This is a genomic window from Bradyrhizobium sp. HKCCYLRH1030, assembly GCF_051168395.1.
Taxonomy (GTDB): Bacteria; Pseudomonadota; Alphaproteobacteria; order Rhizobiales; family Xanthobacteraceae; genus Bradyrhizobium.
On the sequence record NZ_JBNPUY010000014.1, the window covers coordinates 56,642 to 82,099 of the forward strand.

Annotated in this window: 21 protein-coding genes; 16 read left to right on the top strand and 5 right to left on the bottom strand. The window is 64.6% G+C overall.

Features of this window, described 5'->3' with window-relative positions; genetic code table 11:
* Positions 1-7 precede the first annotated feature (7 nt).
* The 10 genes from ACQR1E_RS30520 (at position 8) to ACQR1E_RS30565 (ending at position 11,008) form a co-directional block, all read left to right on the top strand.
* Entirely contained in the window at positions 8-3,760 is a 3,753-nt protein-coding gene (locus tag ACQR1E_RS30520) for a nitrate reductase subunit alpha (protein WP_434897945.1), read from the top strand.
* Entirely contained in the window at positions 3,757-5,277 is a 1,521-nt protein-coding gene (narH, locus tag ACQR1E_RS30525) for a nitrate reductase subunit beta (RefSeq protein WP_434897946.1), read from the top strand. The genes ACQR1E_RS30520 and narH overlap by 4 nt, the downstream gene beginning before the upstream one ends.
* Entirely contained in the window at positions 5,277-5,987 is a 711-nt protein-coding gene (gene narJ / locus ACQR1E_RS30530) for a nitrate reductase molybdenum cofactor assembly chaperone (RefSeq protein WP_434897947.1), read from the top strand. The genes narH and narJ overlap by 1 nt, the downstream gene beginning before the upstream one ends.
* A 10-nt stretch (positions 5,988-5,997) precedes the next feature.
* Entirely contained in the window at positions 5,998-6,720 is a 723-nt protein-coding gene (gene narI / locus ACQR1E_RS30535) for a respiratory nitrate reductase subunit gamma (RefSeq protein WP_315714236.1), read from the top strand.
* 3 nt (positions 6,721-6,723) lie between these two features.
* The gene (locus tag ACQR1E_RS30540) at positions 6,724-7,548 is read left to right on the top strand and encodes a peptidylprolyl isomerase (RefSeq protein ID WP_434897948.1); all 825 of its coding nucleotides are present in this window, start codon (positions 6,724-6,726) and stop codon (positions 7,546-7,548) included.
* An 11-nt stretch (positions 7,549-7,559) separates the two neighbouring features.
* Positions 7,560-7,853: a hypothetical protein gene (locus tag ACQR1E_RS30545; protein ID WP_315750143.1), complete on the top strand. Its 294-nt coding sequence runs from the start codon at positions 7,560-7,562 to the stop codon at positions 7,851-7,853.
* 45 nt (positions 7,854-7,898) lie between these two features.
* A complete protein-coding gene (locus ACQR1E_RS30550) occupies positions 7,899-8,504 on the top strand; it encodes a DUF2478 domain-containing protein (RefSeq protein WP_315827702.1) in 606 nt (201 codons plus the stop codon).
* A gap of 335 nt (positions 8,505-8,839) precedes the next feature.
* Entirely contained in the window at positions 8,840-10,177 is a 1,338-nt protein-coding gene (locus tag ACQR1E_RS30555; RefSeq protein WP_434897949.1) for a hypothetical protein, read from the top strand.
* 10 nt (positions 10,178-10,187) lie between these two features.
* Positions 10,188-10,697: a DUF2249 domain-containing protein gene (locus ACQR1E_RS30560; protein WP_434897950.1), complete on the top strand. Its 510-nt coding sequence runs from the start codon at positions 10,188-10,190 to the stop codon at positions 10,695-10,697.
* Positions 10,694-11,008: a metal-sulfur cluster assembly factor gene (locus tag ACQR1E_RS30565; RefSeq protein WP_315750147.1), complete on the top strand. Its 315-nt coding sequence runs from the start codon at positions 10,694-10,696 to the stop codon at positions 11,006-11,008. Before ACQR1E_RS30560 ends, ACQR1E_RS30565 begins: the two co-directional genes overlap by 4 nt.
* Before the next feature lie 139 nt (positions 11,009-11,147).
* On the opposite strand, the gene ACQR1E_RS30570 is transcribed toward ACQR1E_RS30565, so the two are convergent.
* Together ACQR1E_RS30570 and ACQR1E_RS30575 are read right to left on the bottom strand one after the other, a co-directional pair.
* The gene (locus tag ACQR1E_RS30570; protein WP_434897951.1) at positions 11,148-11,780 is read right to left on the bottom strand and encodes a UbiX family flavin prenyltransferase; all 633 of its coding nucleotides are present in this window, start codon (positions 11,778-11,780) and stop codon (positions 11,148-11,150) included.
* Positions 11,777-13,303, bottom strand: coding sequence for a UbiD family decarboxylase (locus ACQR1E_RS30575; protein WP_434897952.1), 1,527 nt, complete (start codon positions 13,301-13,303; stop codon positions 11,777-11,779). The genes ACQR1E_RS30570 and ACQR1E_RS30575 overlap by 4 nt, the downstream gene beginning before the upstream one ends.
* Before the next feature lie 101 nt (positions 13,304-13,404).
* Here ACQR1E_RS30575 and ubiT point away from each other — a divergent pair, with 101 nt between their 5' ends.
* The 3 genes from ubiT to ubiV are packed head-to-tail and all read left to right on the top strand — an operon-like array spanning position 13,405 to position 15,860.
* A complete protein-coding gene (ubiT, locus tag ACQR1E_RS30580; RefSeq protein ID WP_315750150.1) occupies positions 13,405-13,965 on the top strand; it encodes a ubiquinone anaerobic biosynthesis accessory factor UbiT in 561 nt (186 codons plus the stop codon).
* Positions 13,956-14,933 (top strand): ubiquinone anaerobic biosynthesis protein UbiU, encoded by a 978-nt coding sequence (ubiU, locus tag ACQR1E_RS30585; RefSeq protein ID WP_434897953.1) that lies wholly within the window; start codon positions 13,956-13,958, stop codon positions 14,931-14,933. Before ubiT ends, ubiU begins: the two co-directional genes overlap by 10 nt.
* Before the next feature lie 36 nt (positions 14,934-14,969).
* A complete protein-coding gene (ubiV, locus tag ACQR1E_RS30590) occupies positions 14,970-15,860 on the top strand; it encodes a ubiquinone anaerobic biosynthesis protein UbiV (RefSeq protein WP_434897954.1) in 891 nt (296 codons plus the stop codon).
* 454 nt (positions 15,861-16,314) lie between these two features.
* Here ubiV and ACQR1E_RS30595 read toward each other — a convergent pair whose 3' ends face one another.
* Positions 16,315-17,652: an MFS transporter gene (locus tag ACQR1E_RS30595; protein WP_315714254.1), complete on the bottom strand. Its 1,338-nt coding sequence runs from the start codon at positions 17,650-17,652 to the stop codon at positions 16,315-16,317.
* Between the two features lie 450 nt (positions 17,653-18,102).
* Between ACQR1E_RS30595 and ACQR1E_RS30600 the strand changes: the two genes are divergently transcribed.
* The gene (locus ACQR1E_RS30600; protein WP_315714255.1) at positions 18,103-19,128 is read left to right on the top strand and encodes a histone deacetylase family protein; all 1,026 of its coding nucleotides are present in this window, start codon (positions 18,103-18,105) and stop codon (positions 19,126-19,128) included.
* A gap of 224 nt (positions 19,129-19,352) precedes the next feature.
* Positions 19,353-20,786: a lysophospholipase gene (locus ACQR1E_RS30605; protein ID WP_315714256.1), complete on the top strand. Its 1,434-nt coding sequence runs from the start codon at positions 19,353-19,355 to the stop codon at positions 20,784-20,786.
* Positions 20,787-20,799: 13 nt separating this feature from the next.
* On the opposite strand, the gene ppsA is transcribed toward ACQR1E_RS30605, so the two are convergent.
* Positions 20,800-23,253, bottom strand: coding sequence for a phosphoenolpyruvate synthase (ppsA, locus tag ACQR1E_RS30610; RefSeq protein ID WP_315714257.1), 2,454 nt, complete (start codon positions 23,251-23,253; stop codon positions 20,800-20,802).
* Positions 23,254-23,427: 174 nt separating this feature from the next.
* Between ppsA and ACQR1E_RS30615 the strand changes: the two genes are divergently transcribed.
* The gene (locus ACQR1E_RS30615; protein ID WP_316194275.1) at positions 23,428-24,555 is read left to right on the top strand and encodes an SbmA/BacA-like family transporter; all 1,128 of its coding nucleotides are present in this window, start codon (positions 23,428-23,430) and stop codon (positions 24,553-24,555) included.
* Here ACQR1E_RS30615 and ACQR1E_RS30620 read toward each other — a convergent pair.
* Positions 24,515-25,453, bottom strand: a complete 939-nt coding sequence (locus tag ACQR1E_RS30620) for a 1-phosphofructokinase family hexose kinase (RefSeq protein WP_316194276.1) — start codon at positions 25,451-25,453, stop codon at positions 24,515-24,517. The two genes, ACQR1E_RS30615 and ACQR1E_RS30620, sit on opposite strands and share 41 nt — an antisense overlap.
* Between the last annotated feature and the right edge of the window lie 5 nt (positions 25,454-25,458).

Here is a 25,458-nt window from a genome sequence, read left to right on the forward strand (position 1 = left end):
GTAAAAGATGAGCCATTTTCTCGATAGGCTGACCTTCTTCACCCGGGCCAAGGAGGAGTTCGCAGGCGGACACGGCGTGACGACGACCGAGGACCGTTCCTGGGAGGAGGGCTATCGCAAGCGCTGGCAGCACGACAAGATTGTGCGCTCGACGCATGGCGTGAACTGCACCGGCTCCTGCTCGTGGAAGGTCTACGTCAAGGGCGGCATCGTCACCTGGGAGACTCAGCAGACCGACTACCCCCGGACGCGCCCTGATCTTCCCAATCATGAGCCGCGCGGCTGCGCACGCGGCGCGAGCTACAGCTGGTACCTCTATTCCGGAAACCGGGTGAAATATCCGCTGGTGCGCTCGCGGCTGCTCAGGCTGTGGCGCGAGGCGCGAGCGCGGATGACGCCGGTCGCAGCCTGGAAGTCGATCGTCGAGAATCCGGGCAAGCGCTCGGACTATGTGCAGAGGCGCGGACTGGGCGGCTTCGTGCGGGCGAGTTGGGCCGAGGTCAATGAGCTGATCGCGGCAGCCAATGCCTATACGGTCAGAGCCCATGGTCCGGACCGCGTGTTCGGATTTTCGCCGATCCCGGCGATGTCCATGGTGAGCTACGCGGCCGGCGCGCGCTATCTGTCGCTGCTCGGCGGCGTCTGCATGTCGTTCTACGATTGGTATTGCGACCTGCCGCCGGCCTCGCCACAGACCTGGGGCGAGCAGACCGACGTACCTGAAAGCGCGGACTGGTACAATTCAGGCTTCCTGATGCTGTGGGGCTCCAACGTGCCACAGACGCGTACGCCGGATGCGCACTTCTACACGGAGGTACGCTACAAGGGGACCAAGAGCGTCGTTGTCTGCCCGGATTATTCCGAGGCTGCGAAATTCGCCGATCTCTGGCTGTCGCCGAAGCAGGGCACCGACGCGGCGCTCGCGATGGCGATGGGGCACGTGATCCTCAAGGAGTTTCACATCGACCGGCAGACGCCGTACTTCAACGACTATGTGCGCCAGTATACGGATATGCCATTTCTGGTGCGGCTGGTGAAATCCGAGGGACGGCTCGTTCCTGAGCGGTTCGTGCGCGCCTCGGATTTCGCCACATCTCTCGACGAGGCCAACAATCCCGAATGGAAGACCGTCGCCTATGATGAGATCAGCGGGACCATTGTCGTGCCCAAGGGATCGGTCGGCTTCCGCTGGGGCGAAAAAGGCAAGTGGAGCCTGGAAGAGAAGAGCTCGGCGAACAACGACACCCGGCTGCGGCTGTCTCTGGCCGGCATCGAGGACGACGTCGCACCGGTGGGATTCCCCTATTTCGGCAACCGTCAGCACGATCACTTCAGCGGCACCAATCATCCGGATGTGCTGACCCGCAACGTGCCGGTGAAGCGACTTCGTCTTGCCGATGGCGAGGCGGTCGTGGCCACTGTGTTCGATTTGTTCGCCGCCAATTATGGCGTCGATCGCGGCTTCGGCGGCGACCACCTCGGCAGGAGCTACGACGATCTGGAACCGTACACTCCGGCATGGGCCGAGGCGATCTGTGGCGTGCCGCGCGGCCAGATCATCGCGGTTGCCCGCGAGTTTGCCTCGAATGCGTCCAAGACCCGGGGGCGCTCGATGGTCATCGTCGGGGCCGGTCTGAACCACTGGTACCACATGGACATGAACTATCGCGGCATCATCAACATGCTGGTGATGTGCGGCTGTGTCGGCCAGTCCGGCGGTGGTTGGTCGCATTATGTGGGGCAGGAAAAGCTGCGGCCGCAGTCGGGCTGGACGCCGCTCGCCTTTGCGCTCGATTGGGGACGCCCGCCGAGGCAGATGAATTCGACTTCGGCGTTTTACGCTCACACCGACCAATGGCGCTACGAGACGGTCAATGTCAGCGAGATTCTCTCACCGACCGCACCGGCCGGTTCTTGGGACGGAGCGTTGATCGACTACAATGTCCGCGCGGAGCGCATGGGATGGCTGCCGTCCGCGCCGCAACTGCAGGCCAATCCGATCGAGGTATCGAAGCGTTCCGCCGCCGCCGGCCTGGAGCCGAAGGACTACGTCGCGAAGGCCTTGAAGTCGGGCGAGCTGAAGCTCTCCTGCGAGGATCCCGATCATCCGAAGAACTGGCCTCGCAACCTGTTCGTCTGGCGCTCCAACCTGCTCGGCGCCTCAGGCAAGGGCCACGAATACTTCCTCAAGCATCTGCTCGGCACCAAGCATGGCGTGATCGGCAAGGATCTTGGCGACCAGGGCCACAATAGACCGGTCGAGGTCACCTGGCACGAAGAGGCCCCGGAAGGAAAGCTCGATCTGCTGGTCACGCTCGACTTCCGGATGTCGACCACGTGCATGTATTCGGACGTCGTGCTGCCGACGGCCACTTGGTACGAGAAGAACGACCTCAATACGTCCGACATGCATCCATTCATCCATCCGCTCTCGGCGGCGATCGATCCGGTGTGGGAATCGCGCAGCGATTGGGACATCTACAAGGGGATCGCCGAGGCCTTCTCCAGGGTCGCGCCCGAAGTGCTCGGGGTCGAGAAGGACGTCGTGCTGACGCCGATCATGCATGACAGTCCGGGCGAAATCGCGCAGGCGTTCGACGTCAAGGACTGGAAGCAGGGCGAGATCGATCCGATCCCCGGCAAGACCATGCCAGCGGTCACGGTGGTCGAACGTGACTATCCGAATCTCTACAAGCGCTTCACCTCGCTCGGACCGTTGATGAACAAGCTCGGCAATGGCGGCAAGGGGATGGCCTGGAACACCGACCATGAGGTCGAGCTCCTGAAGCGCCTCAACGGCGTCGTCGCTGACGACGGGCCGACCCAGGGGCTGGCTCGCATCGACAGTGCGGTCGACGCTTGCGAGGTGATCCTCAGCCTGGCGCCGGAAACCAATGGCGAGGTCGCGGTCAAGGCGTGGTCGTCCCTGGAGCAATTCACCGGCCGCGACCATGCTCATCTCGCCATTCCGAAGGAGGACGAGAAGATCCGATTCCGCGACGTCGTCGCGCAGCCGCGCAAGATCATCTCGTCGCCGATCTGGTCGGGGCTCGAGTCGGAGAAGGTCTGCTACAACGCCGGCTACACCAATGTTCACGAGCTGATCCCCTGGCGGACGCTGACCGGCAGGCAGCAGCTCTATCAGGATCACCTATGGATGAGGGCCTTCGGCGAGGGCTTCTGCGTCTACCGGCCGCCGATCGATACCAAGACCGTCAAGCCGGTGATCGATCGCAAGCCGAATGGCAATGCGTCCGTCATCCTGAACTTCATTACGCCCCATCAGAAGTGGGGCATCCACTCCACCTATACCGACAACCTCCTGATGCTGACCTTGTCGCGCGGCGGTCCCATCGTGTGGATCAGCGAGATCGACGCAAAGGGTGCCGGTATCGCCGACAATGACTGGATCGAGGCCTACAACACCAATGGAGCGCTGGTTGCGCGCGCCGTGGTCTCGCAGCGGGTCAAGCAGGGCATGTGCATGATGTATCATGCTCAGGAGAAGATCGTGAACGTGCCGGGCTCTGAGCAGACGGGGCAGCGCGGCGGCATCCACAATTCGGTCACGCGTGTCGTTCCGAAGCCGACGCACATGATCGGGGGCTACGCTCAGCAGGCCTATGGCTTCAACTACTACGGCACGGTCGGCGCCAACCGCGACGAGTTCGTCATCGTCCGGAAGATGTCGAAGATTGATTGGCTGGACCAGCCGACTGCTGACCGGTCGGCCACGACCCCCTCGGAGGCTGCAGAATGAAGATCCGTGCTCAGATCGCAATGGTGCTCAATCTCGATAAGTGCATCGGCTGCCACACCTGCAGCGTGACCTGCAAGAACGTCTGGACCAGCCGCGAGGGGATGGAATACGCGTGGTTCAACAACGTCGAGACCAAACCGGGCATTGGCTATCCCAAGGATTGGGAGAACCAGTCCCGCTGGAAGGGAGGCTGGTCGCGCAATCGCGACGGGTCGATCCAGCCGCGGATCGGCGGCAAGTGGCGGGTTCTGGCGAATATCTTCGCCAATCCCGACCTCCCCGAGATCGATGACTACTACGAGCCGTTCACCTTCGACTATCAGCACCTGCAAAGTGCGCCCGAGGCATCTGCGATGCCGACGGCACGGCCGCGCTCGCTGGTGTCTGGAGAGCGGATGGAAAAGATCGAGTGGGGACCGAACTGGGAAGAGATCCTGGGCGGCGAATTCGCCAAGCGCTCTCATGACATCAATTTCGACGGCGTGCAGAAGGAGATCTACGGCCAGTTCGAGAACACCTTCATGATGTATCTGCCGCGGCTTTGCGAGCATTGCCTCAATCCGGCATGCGTCGCATCCTGCCCGTCCGGCGCGATCTACAAGCGCGAGGAGGACGGCATCGTCCTCATCGACCAGGACAAGTGCCGCGGCTGGAGAATGTGCGTCTCCGGCTGTCCATACAAGAAGATCTATTATAACTGGTCTTCGGGAAAATCGGAGAAGTGCATCTTCTGCTATCCTCGGATCGAGGCAGGGCAGCCGACCGTGTGCTCCGAGACCTGTGTCGGGCGCATTCGCTATCTCGGTGTCGTGTTGTATGACGCGGACCGCATCGCAGAGGCCGCGGCCAAGCCCGACGAGGGCGATCTCTACCGGGCCCAGCTCGACATCTTTCTCGATCCGAACGATCCGAACGTGCTTGCGGAAGCCGAGCGCCAGGGCATCCCTCATGCATGGCTGGAGGCGGCGATACGGTCGCCGATCTGGAAGATGGCGATGGAATGGAAGGTCGCCTTCCCCTTGCACCCGGAATATCGGACCCTGCCGATGGTCTGGTATGTGCCGCCGCTGTCGCCGATCACGTCGGCGGCCTCGTCCGGCAAGATCGGGCACGATGGCGAGATGCCCGACGTCAAATCCTTGCGCATTCCGATGCGGTACCTCGCCAATCTGCTGACTGCGGGCGACGAGAAGCCGGTGACGCTGGCGCTCGAGCGAATGCTGGCCATGCGTGCCTATATGCGGGCCAAGACCATCGACGGCGTGGTCGACGAGGCGATCGCGAGGCGCGTCGGCCTGAGCGGCCCGCAGATCGACGACATGTACCACATCATGGCGATCGCCAACTACGAGGACCGCTTCGTGATCCCGACCGCGCACCGCGAGCTCGGTGCCGACGCGTTTGATATCCGCGGCTCCTGCGGCTTCTCGTTCGGCAACGGCTGCTCCGGGGGCGAAAGCGAAGTCAACCTGTTCGGATCGCCGCGTAAGGCCAAGAACCCGATGGAGGTCGCCTGATGAAGACGTTCAAGGTGCTGTCGGCATTGCTGAACTATCCGAGCGGGGAATTGATCACGGCCATCCCGGAGCTCGCGCGGGTGCTCGACCAGGAAGGCCTCGTCCAGCCTGGCATTCGCCGGGAGCTCGATGTGCTGCTGCAGGAGATCGCCACCGGCGACGTCTACGACCTGCAGGAGCGCTACGGCCTGCTGTTCGACCGCAGCAAGACCCTGGCGCTGCATCTGTTCGAGCACGTTCATGGCGAAGGCCGCGACCGCGGCCAGGCCATGGTCGACCTGCGGGCCATGTATGACCGTGCGAACCTCGTCATCGCCGGCAACGAGCTGCCGGATTATCTGCCGCTGTTCCTCGAATTTCTCGCCACCCGGGAGATTGCGGACGCGCGCGAGTTGCTTGGCCAGACCAGCCACATCATCGCCGCGCTCGCGGAACGATTGGGGCGTCGGCAGTCGAGCTATAGGGCGGTGTTCGATGCGCTGCTCCAGATCGCCGCGGAGCAGCCCCGCGCGGAGATCGTCGATGAGCTGCTGAAGGCAACGGACGTGGATCCGATGGACCTGCGCGCGCTCGACGCGGCCTGGGAGGATGAAGAGGTCAGGTTCGGCCCGGGAGGGGGCGACCAGGCAGCCTGTGGGCACGACGATCTGATCGCAAAACTGCGCCACGCCAAACGTGCGGTCAACGCGCCGCCGTCACAGTTGCAATGAGGGATTGGCCATGCAAACACTCAATGCCATCGTCTTCGGCTGGTATCCCTATCTCTGCCTGACAGTCTTTCTGGTCGGCAGTCTGATTCGATTCGACCGCGAGCAATACACGTGGCGCTCAGGCTCGAGTCAGCTGCTTCGGCGGCGCCAATTGATCTGGGGCTCGAACCTTTTCCATGTTGGGATCCTCTTCATTTTTGCGGGTCATTTCGTCGGGCTGCTGACGCCGATCTGGGTGTTTGACATGCTCGGCGTGTCCCACGGCTTCAAGCAGATGCTCGCGATCGTCGCCGGTGGCGGCGCCGGACTGATGTGTCTGGTCGGCATTTCACTCCTCGCGCATCGCAGGCTTTTCGATCCCAGGATTCGCGCGACGTCGTCTTTTGCTGACACGGGTATCCTTCTGGTGCTGTTCGTCCAGCTGCTGCTTGGCTTGGCGACCATCCCCGTGTCGCTCGGTCATCTCGATGGTCATGAAATGGTCAAGTTCATGGCCTGGGCGCAGGGCATTCTCACGTTGCAGCCCGGAATCGCCGCCAACATCGTCGACGTCCATCCGATCTTCAAGGCGCATCTGGTCCTGGGAATGACTATCTTCCTGCTCTTCCCCTTCACCCGCCTGGTCCACATCTGGAGTGCGCCGGTGTGGTATCTCGGCCGCCGCGGCTATCAGGTGGTGCGCAGCCGCGACGGGCGCCGTCATCTTGTGCAACCAATTCAGCCCGCGGAGTAGCCGATGGACTGTTCATTGGGCGCGGCGCTTCCAAAGCCGAAGCCGGTCAGTGTGAACGGGGTCGTGATCGAACGCGACGTCATTGCCCGGGAAGTTCAGAACCATCCGTCGGACAAGCCGATCCTCGCCTGGCAAGCGGCGGCGCGCGCGCTTGCGGTGCGCGAATTGCTGAGACAGGAGGTCATGCGGCTCGGCATAACGGCCGCTCCTCTGCGCGATGCCGAAGGTCGCAGCGAAACCGAGGAAGAGGCGGCGATGCGGGCGCTGATCGCGCGTGAGGTTCTGATACACGAGCCGGACGAATCGACGTGCCGTCGCTTCTACGATCAGAACAGGCAGCGGTTCCTGGTCGGAGAACTGTACGAAGCGTCTCACATCCTGCTGATCGCGCCGAGCAGCGATTCGCTGGCTCGGTCGGCTGCGCGAGACGAGGGGCGGACGATCGTGGAGGCCATGCGGAGAAGCCCGGAACTGTTCGAGACCATCGCGCGCGATCGCTCCGATTGCAGGGTCTCGGCGGAGAATGGTGGCAGGCTCGGTCAGCTGTCGCGTGGGCAGACGACCGCAGAGTTCGACGCCGCGCTGGCCCGGATGTCGGTTGGAGAGGTCGGTCTGATTGAGACACGCTTTGGTATCCATGTCGTGCGCCTCGACCGACGGGCCCTCGGACAAGTCCTGCCGTTCGACATGGCAAGGGCGCGCATTTCGCAATATCTCACCGAGCGTGTGCGGCATCAGGCGCTCGCGCAGTATGTAGCCAAGCTGGCGGGCCGCGCGGAGATCGTTGGCGTGACGTTGCCGGCGCCGCAATCGGTGCTGTCGCAGTAGAGGGGGCGATCATGCTGCTCGGGGATCTCATTCACGATCTCAGTGACGACGCGAAGTCGAGTGCGGTGTTGCAGGGGTGCGGCGACCTCACGCTCCTGGTGCGCATCAGCTCTGTCGCGGATCGCCTCGGCGAGGATGTCGGTGAGTATGCGTCGGCTGCTGTCCGGCGTTTTGCAAATCTCGCAGAGAACGAGGATTGGCTCGGGTTGATGAGCGCTATCGACCGCGCCGCCGACCCCGCGATCGTCTGTCTGACGTCCATGATCAAGTGGTCGCTGCAGAGGGATGAAATCGAGCTCTCCTAGAACGGATCCACCGCAGGCTATCCGTGCTGGAGGGGCGGGTTAAAAATGTCGAAGCGTCAAATTGATGTTGGGATTCGCATGCACGATGAGATGGTAGAGAAAGTCGGCGTTGCGGCCGCGCCGCTGGTGGCGCTCGTATACGACGACGGGAAATATCCCTACGAGACGTTCGATCACCTCGTGGATCACTCGCGTCGAGCGCGATTGAAGGTCGCCGGCGCACTGCAGCGAAGGCTGTTCCTCGACGAAAATCGCAGGTGCGACGTCCTGCTCGAGGAGATCGACACGGCAAATCAAACCCCGATCTTCGAGGATCGTGGATCGGGAGCGAGAGGTTGCCGGCTGGATGAATCGGCGCTGGCAGAGGTGACAGTTCGAGTCCTCGCCAGCCTGGATGCGCGTCCAAACATCCTGGTGTTGAACAAATTTGGTAAGGCAGAGTGCGGGGGAGGCGGAACGCTTGATCTGATTGCCCGCGCGTTGGACCTTGCGATACCGACGATTGTCGGCGTGCCGCGCAGCAATATCGATGCCTGGAGAGGTTTCGCCGGAGATATGGGGGTTGAGCTCGAAGCCCGCGGAGACGTGGAGCGGTGGCTGGAAAGTGTTCGGCAGGATCGAACCATAGACTCAGCCAGCCAGCTGCGCTGATTGCGATTGCGAGCAATCGAGAGGTCGGGGACACAGAACCGCCAAGCCAGACCGTCGAAGATGTCTGCCGGCTGACATGGATGTTCCTCGACGCGACAGGAAACCCGCCGGTCGAGCTGGAGTGGTCATCACGACGCTGATGACGCGGAATGTTGCGCTCCGACAAAGAATGGCCGGTCGGGCCAGTTTAGCATCTTTCCGATCGCCGGGGATTGTATGGCGCAAGCTCATTGTTCGCGCCCCCTTGGCTGCGTTCCTCCGGGCGCCACGGCAACTGCCGAATGGCGCATCGTCGTGGCGAGTGCTGCGTCCGCGATCAACAACTGGAGCCGCTCATGATTGGGGCGAAGATCTCGCGCTGGACGATGAGCTATTTCGCGGCAGCGCTGGGGTGGCTGCTCGTTGCCTTGGCAATGCTGGTCGGCGGACTCGGTTACCCCGCCGCAGAGCTCGGCGCTCCCGATACGCTTGTCGTTGTGCATGCGGTCTGTATCGGTTGGCTCACTCTCTCGGTATGCGGCGCCTTGTTCCAGTTCGTTCCCGTTCTCGTCGCAAGGCCGCTCTCCTTCGACAAATGGGCCTTGCCGGCCTTGTTCCTCATCAACGTCGGTCTGGTCTGCTTGATATTGGGTTTCCTCTCACTGGCCGGACGAATCGCTCCAGCCGTTTGGCTTCTGCCGGCGGGCAGCGTTGTGCTCGGCGCGGGTCTGGCGATGGTCGCGCTTGATCTGGGCCTGACTCTCGTCAGCCAGCCGAAGGGATCTGCTCTCTTTGTCATCGCCGGACTTGGCGCGCTATGCGCAACTGTCGCGCTCGGCGCCGCGTTCGCGTTTGCTCTCGCCGGATCGGCGGGCGCCTTCGGCGACGCGCTCCTGGCCGCGGCGATTCCGATCCATGCGATTGCTGGGCTGGGAGGCTGGCTGACCCTGACCGCCATGGGGGTGAGCTATCGCCTGCTGGCCATGTTCATGCTCTCGGCGGACCTCGGCGAGCGACAGAGCACAGCCGCGCTGAAATTTGGTGCGCTCGCGCTATCGGTCGCAGTCGTGGGCGGATTGTTCGCGATCGGCCTCGGGGCCGGGCTCGGAGCCGTGCTCATCCTCGCCGCCGTTCTTGGGGTGATCTCGCTTGCGCTCTATGGACGGGACATCGCGACGATCTATCGCTTCCGCAAACGGCGCCAGCTCGAGCTGAACATGCGGATGGCAACCGTGTCTTTCGCCAATCTGGCGGCGACGGTGACGCTCGGCACCGTCATCATCGTCAGCGGAAAGGTCGGCGTTCATGTCGGCGCGTTCGCGTTCTTGGCCGTGTTCGGCTGGCTGTCTGGTCTCATATTCGCGAAGCTCTACAAGATTGTCGCCTTTCTGACCTGGCTCGAAACCTACGGTCCCGTGATGGGGCGCGCCCCGACGCCACGGGTTCAGGACCTGGCGGTGGAACGTCGGTCCGAGAAGTGGTTCATCATCTATTTTCTAGGCGTCTGGGCGGCGACCATCATGTTGATGATGGGCGAGGGCCAGGCGTTTCGCGGCGCCGCGGCGGTCATGGCCGTGGGCAGTATTGGAATCATATACGAGCTTGTGCGAGTCCGACGTCTTTCCGATGTTGCGGGCTCCCGGAGGCTTCCGGCCGGAGCCATCGCGCCAAGCCTGTTGTTCGCCAGAAACTAGGAGGAGAGCCATGACCGGGTACATTGACGTCGACGTCCGACCGATTCTCAGGGCCGGAGGCGAACCGTTCTCCATCATCATGGACGCGGTCGACCGGCTGGCGCCAGGCCAGGGTGTGCGGCTGATCGCGAGCTTCAGGCCGGTTCCGCTGCTCTCCGTCATGGCAAGAAAGGGCTTCGCCCACACCGATCGACCGCTCGACGATGGCGATTGGGAAGTGCTGTTTTCGCCGCTGGCTGCCGAGGACGCCGGTCAGGAAGACGCTGGTGCCGGCCTCGCCTTCGAGCAATGGCCAGATCCCGTAGTCACGCTCGACAACCGAGAGCTCGACCCACCCGAGCCGATGGTGCGCATCCTCGCGGCCGCGGAGGAGCTGGGCCCTGGAGAGACCTTGTCGGCACTTCTGGGCCGCGAGCCGGTCTTCCTGTTCCCTGAACTTGAGAAGCGCGGCTTTCGCTGGCTCGGCGGGTTTACGGCGGATGGATCGACCTACGAACTGTCGGTGAGGGCTCCGCTATGAGCCGCGATGTCATCGACCGCATCCGCGACGCAATGCGCGTGGTCATCGATCCGGAACTGGGGGAAAACGTGGTCGATCTCGGCTTCATCTATGAGATCACGGCGACGGATGGCGTCGTGCATGTCACGATGACGGCCACAACGCCCGGGTGCCCCGCAACAGGTTTTCTCAAGGAAGGGGTCGCAAGCAGCATTGCGGAGATTGCGGGCGTCGAAGCCGTGGACGTGACGATGACATTCGATCCGCCGTGGACCCCATCCAGAATTGATCCGGCCGTTCGTGCTGCGCTGGGTTTCGACAACGTCAATTGACCGAACGAAAGCGAAAAGCTGGCAGCGGCTCGGCCGGAGAGGCGGCGTCGTTACTCCCGCTCGTCGAAGAACACGTCAACCGTCGTGGACGCCTTCGGCCCATCGCCCGAGTGCGTCTGTCGTGTTCTGTCTCCAAATCCTATCGTCTGTCTTGCTTCGTCATCTCAACAAGATTGCCTGCTTCGGTCGCCCGGTCTGGAAGCCACTCCCGCGCGTTGGCGTGGAGCCCGGGGACGCCGAGCAGGTTGATCGCGCGACAGGCGATCTGCTCGATGACGTCATCGAGCGACTGGGGCTTCAGGTAGAACGCCGGCATTGGCGGCGCGATGATCGCGCCGATCTCGGTGGCCTGCGTCATCGCTCGGAGATGACCGAGATGCAGCGGGCTCTCCCGCACCAGGAGTATCAGCCGGCGGCGCTCCTTGAGTTGAACGTCGGCGGCGCGGACCAGCAGGTTGTCGAGCTGGCCCCAGGCGATCGCCGAGAGGGTGCGGATCGAGCAGGGCGCCACGATCATGCCGGCTGCAGAAAACGAGCCGCTGGCGATGCTCGCACCGATGTCGGCGACATCATGAGCATGCGCCGCCAGATCGCGCAGCCGCGCGAGGCCGCCCTGGCCGACCTCTTCGTGCAAGGTGCGCACGGCAGCGTCGGACACCACGAGATGGACCGCGCATTGCGGCTGCTCCGCGAGCCGTTCGACGATGCGCGCACCGATCGCGGCGCCAGAGGCGCCGCTGATGCCGACGATGACGTGATGCCGCCCGTTCATGTCGAGGCCGTTCGGTCGGCTATGGCGTCGCCGAGGCCGAGGCTCGGCCACATCGCGTCGATGCGCGCGGCTACAGCAGGGTCCATCGCCAGCACCTCGCCCCAGGCGCGTTCGGTCTCGGCCCCGAGCTTGGTTGTGGCGTCGATGCCGAGCTTCCCGCCGAGGCCGGATTTTGGCGAGGCGAAGTCGAGATAGTCGATCGGCGTGTCGGCAAGCGGCACGAGGTCGCGCGAGGAGTCGCTGCGCGTCGCGACTGCCCACATCACCGCGCGCCAGTCGCGGACGTCGATGTCTTGGTCGACCACGATGAGGAGCTTGGTATAGCTGAACTGCGGCAGCATCGACCAAAGGCCGAGCATGATGCGGCGGGCCTGGCCCGGATAGCGCTTCTTGATCGCCACCACGGCGATCCTGTACGAGCAGGCCTCCGGCGGCAGATAGCAGTCGACGACCTCCGGGAATTGTCGTCGGATCAAGGGGACGAACAGCGTGTTCAGCGCCTCGCCAATTCGAGACGGCTCGTCCGGCGCGCGTCCCGTGAACGTCGACAGATAGAGCGGACTTCGACGCGTGGTGATCGCGGTGACCTGAAGCACCGGAAAGCTCTCGACGGCGTTGTAGTAGCCGGTGTGATCGCCATAGGGCCCCTCCGGCGCGGTCTCCGTGGCCGACACGATGCCCTCGATCACGATCTCGGCGGCCGCCGGCACCGTCAGGGGCACGGTCAGGCATTCGACCAGCTCGGGACGGTCGCCGCGCAGGATGCCAGCGAAGCGCAGCTCGGAGATAGTTTCGGGCAATGGCAACACGGCGCTGAGGATGGTGGCGGGATCGGCCCCGATCACGATCGCAATCGGCATGTCGCGCCCCTGCGCCTGCCACTGCTGGTGGTGGCGGGCGCCGCCGCGATGGGCGAGCCAGCGCATGATGGCGCGATCGCGGCCGAGCACCTGCATGCGGTAGACGCCGACATTTTCCTGCTCGCCGGCGGACGCGTCCGGCGGCACGGTGATGACGAGCGGCCACGTCAACAGCGGCGCCGGCTCGCCCGGCCAGCAGATCTGGGCCGGCAAGGTGGTCAGGTCGATGTCATCGCCCATCGTGACACGTTCATGCACCGGCGCGGCTGATCGCAGCCTCGGCCGGGTCGACAGTGCTGCGCGTGCCAGCGGCAGCTTCTGCAGCGCTTCCCTGATGTCGCGCGGCGGCTGCGGGGCGCGCAACTCCGCCATCATCTCGCCGAGCTCCGCCAATCGTTCCGGCTGCACGCCCATGCCCCAGGCCACCCGCTCCACGGTGCCGAAAAGATTGGTGACGAGCGGCATTGCCGAGAGCGATCCGCATGCCTTGATCGGCCGTTCGAACAGCAGCACGGGCCCTTCGGCGGAGATGACGCGGCGATGGATCTCGGTGATCTCGTGGACGACCGAGACGTTGTCGCGAATGCGTCGCAGCTGTCCCCGCTCGTCGAGAAAGCGCAGGAAATCCGACAGCTCGCGGAAGCGAGGGACATCACGTCGCAACGATAGGCTCCGTTCAAAAAACGCCTCGTAGCTGGAACAATCAGTGTGATCTTTGTTCCGGGTCAAATACTTCCGCCGCCGATCCGGCCAGAGCTTGTGCCATGAGCTCTCTTCAGGACGCGTCTTCGACCTCACTGCCCCTGTTGCCGCCACTGCTCAGGCAGGTGCTGCGTCCGTTGCCGTTGCTGCCCCTGCAGATCGCGCTCGGCGCTTTCCTGCGTGGGCTCTTGCGCCGGCATCCGCATCTGCTCGACCGGCTCGGGTCGCATCGCGGAAAGCGCTTTGGCATCAAGCCGACCGATCTGCCGTTCGCATTCGTGATTCAGGCGGGTCCACAGCAGCCGCAACTCGCGGCGGTGCGCGAGCTGCCCACCGGCCTCGATGCCTCCATCTCCGCGTCGATCGTGAGCCTGCTGGCGCTGGTCGAGGGCCGGCTCGACGGCGATGCGCTGATGTTTTCGCGTCAGCTCGTGATCGAAGGCGATATCGAGGCGGTGCTGGCGCTGCGCAACGCGATCGATGATGCCGGTCTGGATCTGGTCGGCGAGATCGCGGCGCTTTCGGGTCCGTTCGGCGTGCCCGCGCAACGCCTGCTGGCGGCCGCGCGTGACTCGCTGCTGAGATCAACGACGAACGAAAGCGGGATGCGACGATGGAGCTGATCTGTCCGGCAGGGACGCCGGCAGCGCTGAAGAGCGCGGTCGAAGCCGGCGCCGATGCCGTCTATTGCGGTTTCGCCGACGAGACCAATGCCCGCAACTTTCCCGGGCTGAATTTCAGCCGCGAGCAGATGTGCGAAGGAGTAACGTTCGCGCATCGGCGCGGCGCCAAGGTGCTGGTTGCGATCAACACCTTCCCGCGCGCCGGCGCCGTCGAGCTGTGGCGTCGCGCGGTCGACGATGCCGTCGAGGCCGGGGCCGATGCGCTGATCCTTGCCGATGTCGGGCTGATGCACTATGCCGCGCGGCGCCATCCCGAACAGCGACTGCATGTCTCGGTGCAGGCGGCGGCGGCGAATGTCGACGCGATCGCGTTCTATGTCGAGAATTTCGGCGCCCGCCGCGTGGTGCTGCCGCGCGTGCTGAGCGTACCCGAGATCGCCGAGATCACCCGTGAGACGGCATGCGAGACCGAAGTGTTCGTGTTTGGCGGACTATGCGTGATGGCCGAGGGACGCTGCTCGCTGTCCTCCTACGCCACCGGCAAGTCGCCGAACATGCAGGGGGTGTGCTCGCCGGCCAGTCATGTCGTCTATCAGGAGACGATACTGGGCACGACCTCGCGGCTTGGCGCTTTCACAATCAACCGATTCGGACGCAACGAACCTGCCGGCTATCCAACGCTGTGCAAGGGGCGTTTCTCGACCGCACAGGGCTCTGGCTACCTCTTTGAGGATCCGGTCAGCCTCGATGCCACGACCCTGCTCGCAGGCTTGCGCGAAGCCGGCGTCACCGCGCTCAAGATCGAGGGCCGCCAGCGCGGCCGCGCCTATGTCGACGGGGTCGTGCGGCATTTCCGCAGCGTGCTGGCAGCGCTCGATACCGGCCGGTCCGCCGACGCGTCCGACCTCACGGCGTTCACCGAAGGGCAGGCCACCACGCAGGGCGCCTACCGCAAGACCTGGCGCTAGGACGACATGACAATGGCGGAACAAAGCGCAGGCCGAATGCAGCTCACACTGGGGCCCGTGCTCTACAATTGGCAGCCCGAGCGCTGGCGTGATTTCTACTTTCGCATGGCCGACGAGGCCCCGCTCGACCGCGTTGTGGTCGGCGAGGTCGTCTGCTCGAAGCGCGCGCCGTTCTTCGAACCCTATTTGCCTGAAGTCATCGAGCGGCTTATGGCTGCCGGCAAGCAGGTGCTGCTGGGTTCGCTGGTCCTGGTGTCGTTGCGACGCGAGCGCCGGCAGACGGCAAGCCTCGCCGAGTTTGGCCACGGTCTGGTGGAGGTCAACGACCTCACCTGCCTCAAATCGATCGCCGGTCGGCCGCATGCCATCGGGCCATTCGTCAACATCTACAACGAGGCCAGCGCCGCGTTTCATGCCGCCCAGGGCGCTACCCGGATCTGCCTCCCGCCGGAGCTGCCGCTGTCCTCGGTTGCCGCGATCGCCGGCGCCGTGCCGCAGGTGGCGATCGAAGTGTTCGCCTTCGGCCGTGTGCCGCTCGCGATCTCCGCGCGCTGCTACCACGCCCGCCTGCACAAGCTAGCCAAGGACAATTGCCGCTTCGTGTGCGAGCAGGATCCGGACGGCCTCGTCGTGACGACGCTGGACGATGAAGCGTTCCTCACCATGAATGGCGTGCAGACGTTGTCGCATGGTTGCTGCAACCTGCTCGGCGATCTCGATCGTCTGACGCAGAGCGGCGTGAGATCGCTGCGGCTGTCACCTCAGGCCTGCGACATGGTCGCGGTGTCCGAGCAATTCCGGGCGGTCCTGGCGGGCCGCATGGAGGCTGAGGCCGCCAGGGACCGCTTGCGCGAGATCTATCCGGACGTTCCATTCGCCAACGGCTTCTTGCACGGCGCCCCCGGTGCCTCCTGCGTCTCGGGGTAGGTACTGCCGTGTCCTTCTGTCGAGGTGAACTCGGATGTGCTCAGTGTGCATGTCGACCCATCTCAAATTGACTGACCACGGATGGACGACGTTGCGAGACGACGCGCAGCCCGTTCTTGCCGGCATGTTGCAGATTGCTGACCGCGTCCAGGCGGAAGCCCAGGAAGCCGGTGGGCTACCCGCCGATAAGAAAACAGGGCTTCCGAAATAGTGGGTCTAGCGATGTCGCGGACCCCTGCTATCAATGTTCCCCGCGTTCCCTTTTTGCTGGGCTCGACATGTCTGTCCGCTGATCGGCGGGTTGAGATGGTGAGACCGTGTCCGTTTCCACGGGTCCGGGTTGCTTCTGATGGCTGTCGCGCGTCGCCCTGGAATGGCGGCGAGGCGCCGACAAAAAAACGGCGGCCGGGGGGCCGCCGTTGGAGTCGAGACCACGCGACGCTAATCGTGGTGCTCAGGAGGTTCGGAGCTGGACGCGCTGGATCTTGCCGACGATCAGCAAGTAGGCACACGCCGCGACCAGGGCGTTGAGGCCGACGAACACCAGCGCGCCGTTGAAGGAGCCGGTGGCCGACAGGATGTAGCCGATCACGATCGGCGTCGTGATGCTGGAGAGGTTGCCGAAGGTGTTGAACAGGCCGCCGGAGACGCCGCCGGCTTCCTTCGGCGAGGTGTCGGAGACGACCGCCCAGCCGAGCGCGCCGATGCCCTTGCCGAAGAACGCCAGCGCCATCAGGCCGACCACCAGCGCCTGGCCGTCGACATAGTTGCAGCCGATGATCGCCATCGACAGCAGCATGCCGCCGACAATCGGGATCTTGCGGGCGAGTGTCAGCGATCCCGTCTTGCGCAGGATGGCGTCGGAGATGAAACCGCCGAGCACGCCGCCGATGAAGCCGCACAGCGCCGGCAGGGTGGCGACGAAGCCGGCCTGTAGGATCGAGAGGCCGCGCTCCTTGACGAGATAGACCGGGAACCAGGTCAGGAAGAAATAGGTCAGCGTGTTGATGCAGTACTGGCCGATATAGACGCCGAGCATCATGCGGTTCGACAGCAACTGCCCGATATGCGACCAGGTCGGACCACCGGAGCTGGCCTTGGCGTCTTTCGCGCCTTCCATGTCGACCAGCGCGCCGCCGTCCTTGATGTAGTCGAGCTCGGCCTGGTTGACGCTCGCGTGCTCCTTCGGTCCGTACATGGTCCTGATCCACATTAGGCCCATGAGAATGCCGAGCGCGCCCATCACGGTGAAGACGTGGCGCCAGCCGAATTCATGCGCGATCCAGCCCATCAGCGGTGCGAAGATCACGGTCGCGAAATACTGGCCCGAGTTGAAGAACGCCGACGCCGTGCCGCGCTCGTTGCTCGGAAACCAGGCGGCGACGATGCGGGCATTGGCCGGGAAGCTCGGCGCTTCGGCGAGACCGACCAGGAAGCGCAGCGCGAACAGCGCGGTGACCGCGGCGGCGCCGGAGAAGAAGCCGATCCAGCCCTGCATCATGGTGAAGATCGACCAGATCACGATGCTGCAGGCATAGACCCAGCGCGAACCGAAGCGGTCGAGCAGCCAGCCGCCCGGCACCTGCGCGAGCACATAGGACCAGCCGAAGGCGGAGAACACATAGCCCATCGCGACGGGATCGAGATGCAGCTCCTTGGACAGCGAAGGTCCTGCGATCGACAAGGTCGCCCGGTCGGCGTAGTTCACGGTCGTGACCAGGAACAGCATGGTCACGATGAATAGCCGCACGCGCGATCGGCGCAATTCGGCCGTGGTTACGATTGCGCTCATGCGCTCCACCTCTCTTGTCACGTTCCTCGATGACTGTCCTAGAGGAGAGGGAGGGCCGGGGTCCAAACCGAAGCCTGTATCGATCGATCCAAATTTTGGATCAATCCCGGGGTCTCCATGCCGGACAAAGGCGCTCTTTCGTGAGCAGCCGCGGCGTGCGACGCATGAGCCGATCAGGCTTGCACGTCGAGGTTTTGCAGATTTCGTCGCGCATTCCGACGGCCGTCGCGGCAATCGCCAGCATGCGGATCTCTCCTCACGTCCACCGCGCTTCGCGCCAGATCGCCCGGATCCCGGCGAACCCGCTGCCGGCAAGATGCGAGGCGCAGCGTTCCGTTCCGCCGGTTGGAAGCTGCGGGCACGGACCAACGGACGTGCGAACCATCTGTGCTTGTATCGGCTGCGACTGCGTGCACAATCGTCGGTGCAAGCGAACAGGAGCCACTGCGCGTGAAGGCCGTCTACACCGAGCTGCATCGCAGCCATGATCCGCAATTCTATCTGGTGCGCGGCGTCGTCAAGCGCACCACCGAGCAGCCCGAGCGGGCGGATCGTCTGCTTGCGGGATTGAAGGCCGGCCATCACGAGGTGGTCGCGCCGCTTCATTTCGGCCAGGAAGCTCGCGCGCGCGTGCACAGTCCGGAATACCTCAGTTTCCTGGAAGAGGCTTGGGACGCTTGGGCCGCGCTCGGCGATGCCGGTGCGGAGATGATCCCGAACATCCATCCCGTTCGCAATGCCGCCACCTATCCGACGCACATCGTCGGGCGGCTGGGCTGGCACACGACCGATACCTCGGCGCCGATCGGGCCGGGCACGTGGGAAGGCGCCTGCGCCGCGACCGACGTGGCTGCGACCGCGGCGCAACTGCTGCTCGATGGCGAGGATGCGGTGTACGCGCTGTGCCGGCCGCCGGGCCACCATGCCTATCGAGACATGGCCTCGGGCTTCTGCTTCTTGAACAACTCCGCCATCGCGGCCGCGCATCTGCGTCAGCGCTACGAGCGCGTCGCCATCCTCGACGTCGACGTCCATCACGGCAACGGCACGCAGGGCATCTTCTACGAGCGGCCCGACGTGCTCACCATCTCGATCCACGCCGACCCCACGCATTACTACCCGTTCGTCTGGGGCTATGCGCATGAGCGCGGCGCAGGCGCGGGGCTTGGCGCCAACCTCAACATTCCGCTGCCGCTGAAGAGCGGCGACGACACCTATCTCAAGGCGTTCGAGACCGCGGCCAAGACGATTCATGCGTTCGCGCCCGGCGCGCTCGTGGTGGCGCTCGGTCTCGATGCCTCCGAGCACGATCCGCTCAAGGGGCTCTCCGTGACGACGCCGGGTTTCCGTCGCATCGGCGGCGCGATCGCGCGGCTCGGCCTTCCCACGGTGTTCGTGCAGGAGGGCGGCTATCTCTCGGACATTCTTGGGCAGAACCTGACCGCAGTGCTCGGAGGTTTCGAGGCCGCGCGGTAGGCCATCATCTCTTCCTCGCGATCTCTTCTTGGTGTGTACCCCAGAACGCCATCGCAAATCATTCGCATGGCGGCATCTGACGTGTGGAGGCGAGCCGCGACGCGACCACTCGAGGCTCGACGGTGCAGGCGACCGTCGAAACATCCGGCTCCAATTGCTGCACCATTTAGCAAGTGCTAGGCTTTGTGAACTACCCTCGGCTGTAGGCGGCTCGGAGGGACGTGATGAAGCGGCGAATGATCGGCCTGGAGACCCTGGTCACGGGATCCGAAGAGGCGTTGGCTCCGCCGAAGTCCAAGCCGACCGGGCCGGAGCTCAGCTCTGCAGCCTCGGCCGGCCGGCCATCCCGCCGAAGGCTGCTGGCCTCAGCCGGCCTTGGCTTCGGCGCTGCGGCATTGTCGTTCTCCGCCGGCCCGGCTGTCGCGCAGCCAGGTGACGGCGCAAGCCTCGGCCAGCCGGTGCGCGTCAGCAAGGATCGGCTCGATGCGCTCGCAGCGAAGCTCCACGCCGTCTTCAACGAGCACAATATCTTGCCGCCATTCTCGGCCGACAAGCACGGGGCGCGGGTCGACGTCGAACTGCGTCGGCTGACGACCTACACGCGCATTCCCGGCACCGGTGAGCGCGTCAAGGTCAGCGGCCTGCTCGCGCTGCCCGCCGATCACAAGGGCGCACTGCCGGTCGTGTCGTGGCAGCACGGCACCATCCTGTCGTTCGACCAGGTCCCGTCCAATCTCGTCAAGCTGGCCGATCCGAACTACGAGCCGCGCGACAATGTCGATTCGATCGAGACGCTGTTCAACGTCCAGCGCCTTGTCGGCAACGGCTTTGCGTTGATCGCGGCCGACTATCTCGGCAAGGGACCGTATCGCCAGGGGCGAGGCGAGGCCTATGCGGTGAAGGACGCGACCGTGCAGTGCTGCCTGGACGTGCTGAGCGCGGGTCTGCTCGCGCTCGATCATCTCCGCCTGCGAAAGTCCGGGCTGTTCCTGAACGGCTGGTCGCAGGGTGCCTTGAACACGCAATGGCTGCGCCAGGAATTGCAGCGGCGGCGCGTCGCGGTGGCGGCGAGCGCCACGCAGAGTCCGTTCAACAATCTTGCGGATTCGATGCGCTATTGGGTGTCGGCCCAATCGGGCAGCGCGTCGACCGACAGCACCTATCCGAAGCAGCCGATCTGGATAACGCCCTGCGTCATCGTCCTCCTGGGCAGCTATCGCCAGTATTACCGGCTCGGCGACCTGTTCAAGACTGCGATCAAGCCGCAGCACCTCGCGCTGGCCGAGAAATACTGGGCCGACTACAGCATGGACGAGGCGTTCAGCAAGTCGGTGCCGCAGCCCTCGGACCTGCTGGTCGACGGCTTCTTCGAGCGCTTCACCCACGAGACCAACAGCCGCTTCCTCCGTCGTCTGGCCGGCAATAGCTCGACCTATTGGGACTATGACGCCCCGATGCGGTTCTATTACGGTCTTCTCGACGAGGCGCTACCGCCGAGCCTCGTCAAGATGCCGCTGGCGGCCGACGGCCGCTTTGCGCAAGGCATCGCGGTCACCGGCGCCAGCCATCGCGGCACGTTCCTGGCAAGCCTGTATGGCGGCGGCGACGTCGTCGGCGGCGCTTCGACCGTGCTGGACTTCTTCAAGAGCAGCTCCTGAATTTCGGCCATGATCAGCTTGCCAGCGCTTGCGGCGTGTGGGTCGCGAGCTCCCGCTCAGCGGTACGGACGATCTCCATGGTGCGCACGATGCTCGCCGGATTGACGCTGATCGAATCGATGCCGAGTTCGGCCAGATAGCGCGCGACTTCCGGATAGTTTGCCGGCGCCTCGCCGCAGATGCCGACATGGCGATGGTTGCGGTGCGCGCCCTCCACCGCCATCCGCAGCATCGCCAGCAGGCCGGGATCGCGCTCGTCGAAATCGAACGCGACGATGTCGGAGTCGCGGTCGACGCCGAGCGTGAGCTGGGTGAGATCGTTGGAGCCGATCGAGAAGCCGTCGAAATGTTTGGCGAACTCATCGATCAGGATCACGTTGTTCGGGATCTCGCACATCATGTAGATTTCGAGCCCGTTTTCGCCTCTGACGAGGCCATGCCCGGCCATCGCCGCGATCACCTTGCGTGCCTCCTCGACCCGGCGGCAGAACGGGATCATGATCTTCAGATTGGAGAGCCCCATCGTGTCGCGCACGCGCTTCATCGCCGCGCATTCCAGCGCGAAACCGGCGGCGTAGGCGGGATGCGCATAGCGCGAGGCGCCGCGGAAGCCGAGCATGGGGTTCTCTTCCTTCGGCTCGAAATCGGAGCCGCCGATCAGGCTGGCATATTCGTTGGTCTTGAAGTCCGAGAGGCGCACGATCACCGGCCGCGGGTGGAATGCCGCGGCGATGGTGCCGACGCCTTCCGACAGCCGCTCGACGAAGAAGTCGGCGGGCTTCTTGTAGCGCGCGGTCAGGCGCTTGATCGTCGCGCGGTCCTTTGCCGCGGTCACCTTTGCGGGCGTCGCCAGCGCCATCGGGTGGATGCCGATCGCCTGGTTGATGATGAACTCCATGCGGGCGAGGCCGACGCCATCGTTCGGCAGCAGCGCGGTCTTGAAGGCCAGTTCGGGATTGCCGAGATTGACCATGATCTCGGTGCGCGGCTTCTCCAATCTGTCGATCGCCAGGCGCTCGACATCGAACGGCAGTGCGCCGTCGTAGACATGGCCGGCGTCGCCCTCCGCGCAGCAGACAGTGACCGTCGTTCCGGTCTTCGCGCGCTTGCTGAAATCCTCCGTGCCGACCACGGCCGGCACGCCGAGCTCGCGAGCGACGATCGCGGCATGGCAGGTGCGGCCGCCATGATCGGTGACGATCGCCGCCGCGGTCTTCATCACCGGCTCCCAGTCCGGACTGGTCGACGCGGCGACCAGCACCTCGCCGGGGCGGAACGCGTTCAGATCCTTGGGAGTGCGGATCAAGCGGATCTTGCCGGTGGCGATCTTTTCGCCCACGGCGCGGCCGGTTGCCAGCGTTCTGCCGGTCTTCTTCAGAACGTAGGTCTCGATCGCCTCGGGCCGCCGCTGCGAGGCCACCGTCTCCGGCCGCGCCTGGATGATGTAGAGCGCACCGTCGCGACCGTCCTTGGCCCATTCGATGTCCATCGGCGTCGGCCTGCCGGCCTTCTGCGAGTAGTGCTCCTCGACTACGATGGTGGCCTGCGCGAGCTCCAGCACGTCGGCATCGCTGATGCAGAATTTCGCCCTGTCAGCCGGCGGCGTCGCCTCGGTGCGCGTCGTCGGGCCACGGCTGCGCGCGCCGGCCTTTGCGCTGGCTTTGGCATAGACCATCCGCTTGTCCTTGGCGCCGAGCCGGCGCGACAGCACGCTGCGGAAGCCGGCCGCGAAGGTCGGCTTGTGGACGTAGAACTCGTCCGGATCGACCGTGCCCTGCACGATGGTCTCGCCGAGGCCGTAGACCCCGGTGATGAAGGCGACGTCGCGAAAGCCGCTCTCGGTGTCCAACGAGAACATCACGCCGCTCGCGGCGCGGTCCGAGCGTACCATCTTCATCACGGCCACCGACAGCGCGACCTTGTCGTGGTCGAAGCCGTTGTCGATGCGGTAGGAGATCGCGCGGTCCGTATAGAGCGAGGCGAAGCAGCGGCGGCACGCCTCGAACAGGTCCTTGGCGCCGCGAATGTTGAGAAAGCTCTCGTGCTGGCCTGCGAAGCTCGCATTCGGCAGGTCCTCGGCGGTGGCCGAGCTGCGCACGGCAACCGCGACGCCGCGGCCATACTCCTGCTCCAGCTGCTTGTAAGCCTCTGCGACCTCGTGGCGTAGATCGTCACGGTCGGTCGCCGCGAACACGATCGCGCGCGCCTTCGCCGCGCGTTTGGCGAGATCGGCGATGCGGCGCTTGTCGAGGCCGGCGAGCAGCTTGCGCAGCGCGTCGTCGGCGCCGGTCGCGCGCAAGGCGTCGCGATAGGCGGCGGCCGTCAGTGCGAAGCCGTTGGGTACGCGCACGCCTTGCGACGCCAGCGCCGAATACAGCTCTCCGAGCGAGGCCGTCTTGCCGCCGACGCCGGGCACGTCCTCGATACGAAGGTCCTTGAACCAGCGGATGTAGCCGGGTGCCGTCATCGGTGATCTCCCGCATCGCAGCGCGAACTTCAGTTTGTCGCGGCGGGCGGCGACTGCCTTGCGCAAGATCAAGCAAGGCGCTCCGCGAGCCCCTTAAATCGCGGGATGACAACGGTTCCACCATAGGCGAGGATGTTTGTTAAGACCCATCAATCGTACCCATCCGGATCACCAATGATCTCCGACGACGAGAACGAGGACGGCAATCGCGAATGGTCGCGGTTCTGGCTCACGGCGCGGCAATTCTGGCTCGGATCGACGGCATGGCGGGTCTGGCTGCTCTGCGTCGCCCTGATCGTCCTCGTGGTGCTTCAGCTCTACGTGCAGTTTCGGTTCAATTACTGGAACAGGGATTTCTTCGACGCATTGGAGGGCCGCGATCCGACGCGGCTGCGGCAGCAGGCCGTTCTGCTCATTCCGCTTTGTCTGGCGAGCGTCGTGCTGGCGATCGTCTCGGTGTGGGGCCGCATGGTGATGCAACGCAACTGGCGGCAATGGTTGAGCGCCAAGGTGATCAACTACTGGGTCGAGAACGACCGCTATGCGCGGCTCGCGACCGTGCAGGGCGATCTGAAGATTCCGGAGTATCGCATTGCCGAGGACGTCCGCATCGCCACCGATGCGCCGATCGACTTCGTGGTCAGTGTGATCTCCTCGCTGCTGACGGCGGTCGTGTTCGTCCAGGTGCTGTGGCAGGTCGGCGGATCCATCGGCTTTGCCGTGGCCGGGCACCAATTGTGGATTCCAGGCTACCTGGTGGTCAGCGTCGTCATCTATTCCGGGCTGGTGACCGGGGCCATGCTGTGGGTCGGTTCGCCACTCACGCGCGTCATCCAGACCAAGAACCAGGCCGAGTCGGAGCTGATCACCGCAGCCCATCACTTGCGCGACATCGGCGAAGGCATCGCGCCCAAGCAGGAAGAACGCAGCGTCGTTGCCGGGCTGTGGATGGCGCTCGACCGCACGATCCAGCAATGGAAGCGGCTGTGCTGGCAGCTGATGCGCAACACCCTGGTGTCTCATCTGAATACGCTGCTCGCGCCGATCATCGGCCTCGTGCTGTGCGCGCCGAAGTTCCTCGGCGATCAGATGACCCTGGGCGAACTCACCCAGGCAGCCGCTGCGTTCACGCTGGTGCAGGGGTCGTTCAATTGGATGGTGGACAATTTCAACCGCCTCGCCGAGTGGATGTCGTCGCTGGAGCGCGTCGGCGGGTTGCTGCTCTCGCTCGATCGGCTCAACGGTGATGCGGCGAGCGATGTCACGCCGTCTCGAGCCGCACGTCAGCCTGCAGACGGCTGACGTCGGCGGGATCGGACAGCGCGGTGCCGGTGCGCAGCAGCGCCGCGGCACCTGCGGCGACCGCAAAGCGAAACGCGTTGTCCAGCAACTCGCCCGCGGCGAGCTTCGCGACCAATGCGCCGAGAAAACTGTCACCGGCGCCGACCGCATTGACCGGCACCATCGTCAGCGGCTGAGCGCGCAGCACGCGGTCGCGGGTGACCAGCAGGGCGCCGAGATGACCCATGGTCAGCGCGACGGTGCCGGCCTTGCCGCTCGCGACCAGCGCGTGGGCGGCTTTCTCCCACGCCGTGGCATCGGGCAGCGCGCCGCCGACCAGCTCTTGCATCTCGTGCAGCGACGGCTTCATCAGGTCGATGCCGCCGGCTACCGCCGCGGCCAAAGCTGGCCCCGAGGTGTCGAGCACGAATTGTGCGCCGCGTGACCGTGCAAGCGTAGCAACGCGCGCATAGAAGTCGGTCGGCACGCCGCGCGGCAGGCTGCCGCTGCCGACGACGAAGCGGGGAAACGGATCCTGGGCTGCGAGCAAGGCAAGGCCGGCCTGCCATTCGGCCTCGGTCAGCGTCGGACCCGGCAGGATGAAGCGATAGGGCTGGCCGCTGACGCGCTCCTGGACGAAGAAGTCCTCGCGCGTGTCCTCGGCCGTCGCCCAGGTGCGGCTGGCGACGCCTTCCTTCTCGACGAGCTGCTTCAGCAGCAGGCCGGTCGGACCGCCGACCGGATAGAGCGCGGTGACGTCGCCGCCGAGGCGGGCGATGACACGGGCGACGTTGATGCCGCCACCACCGGGATCTCGCTGTTGCGTCGTGCCGCGCAGCTTGGCCACCGGCACGATTTTCTCGACGGTCGTCGAGATGTCGACGGCCGGGTTCGGCGTGATCGTGACGATGTCGCTCATTCGAT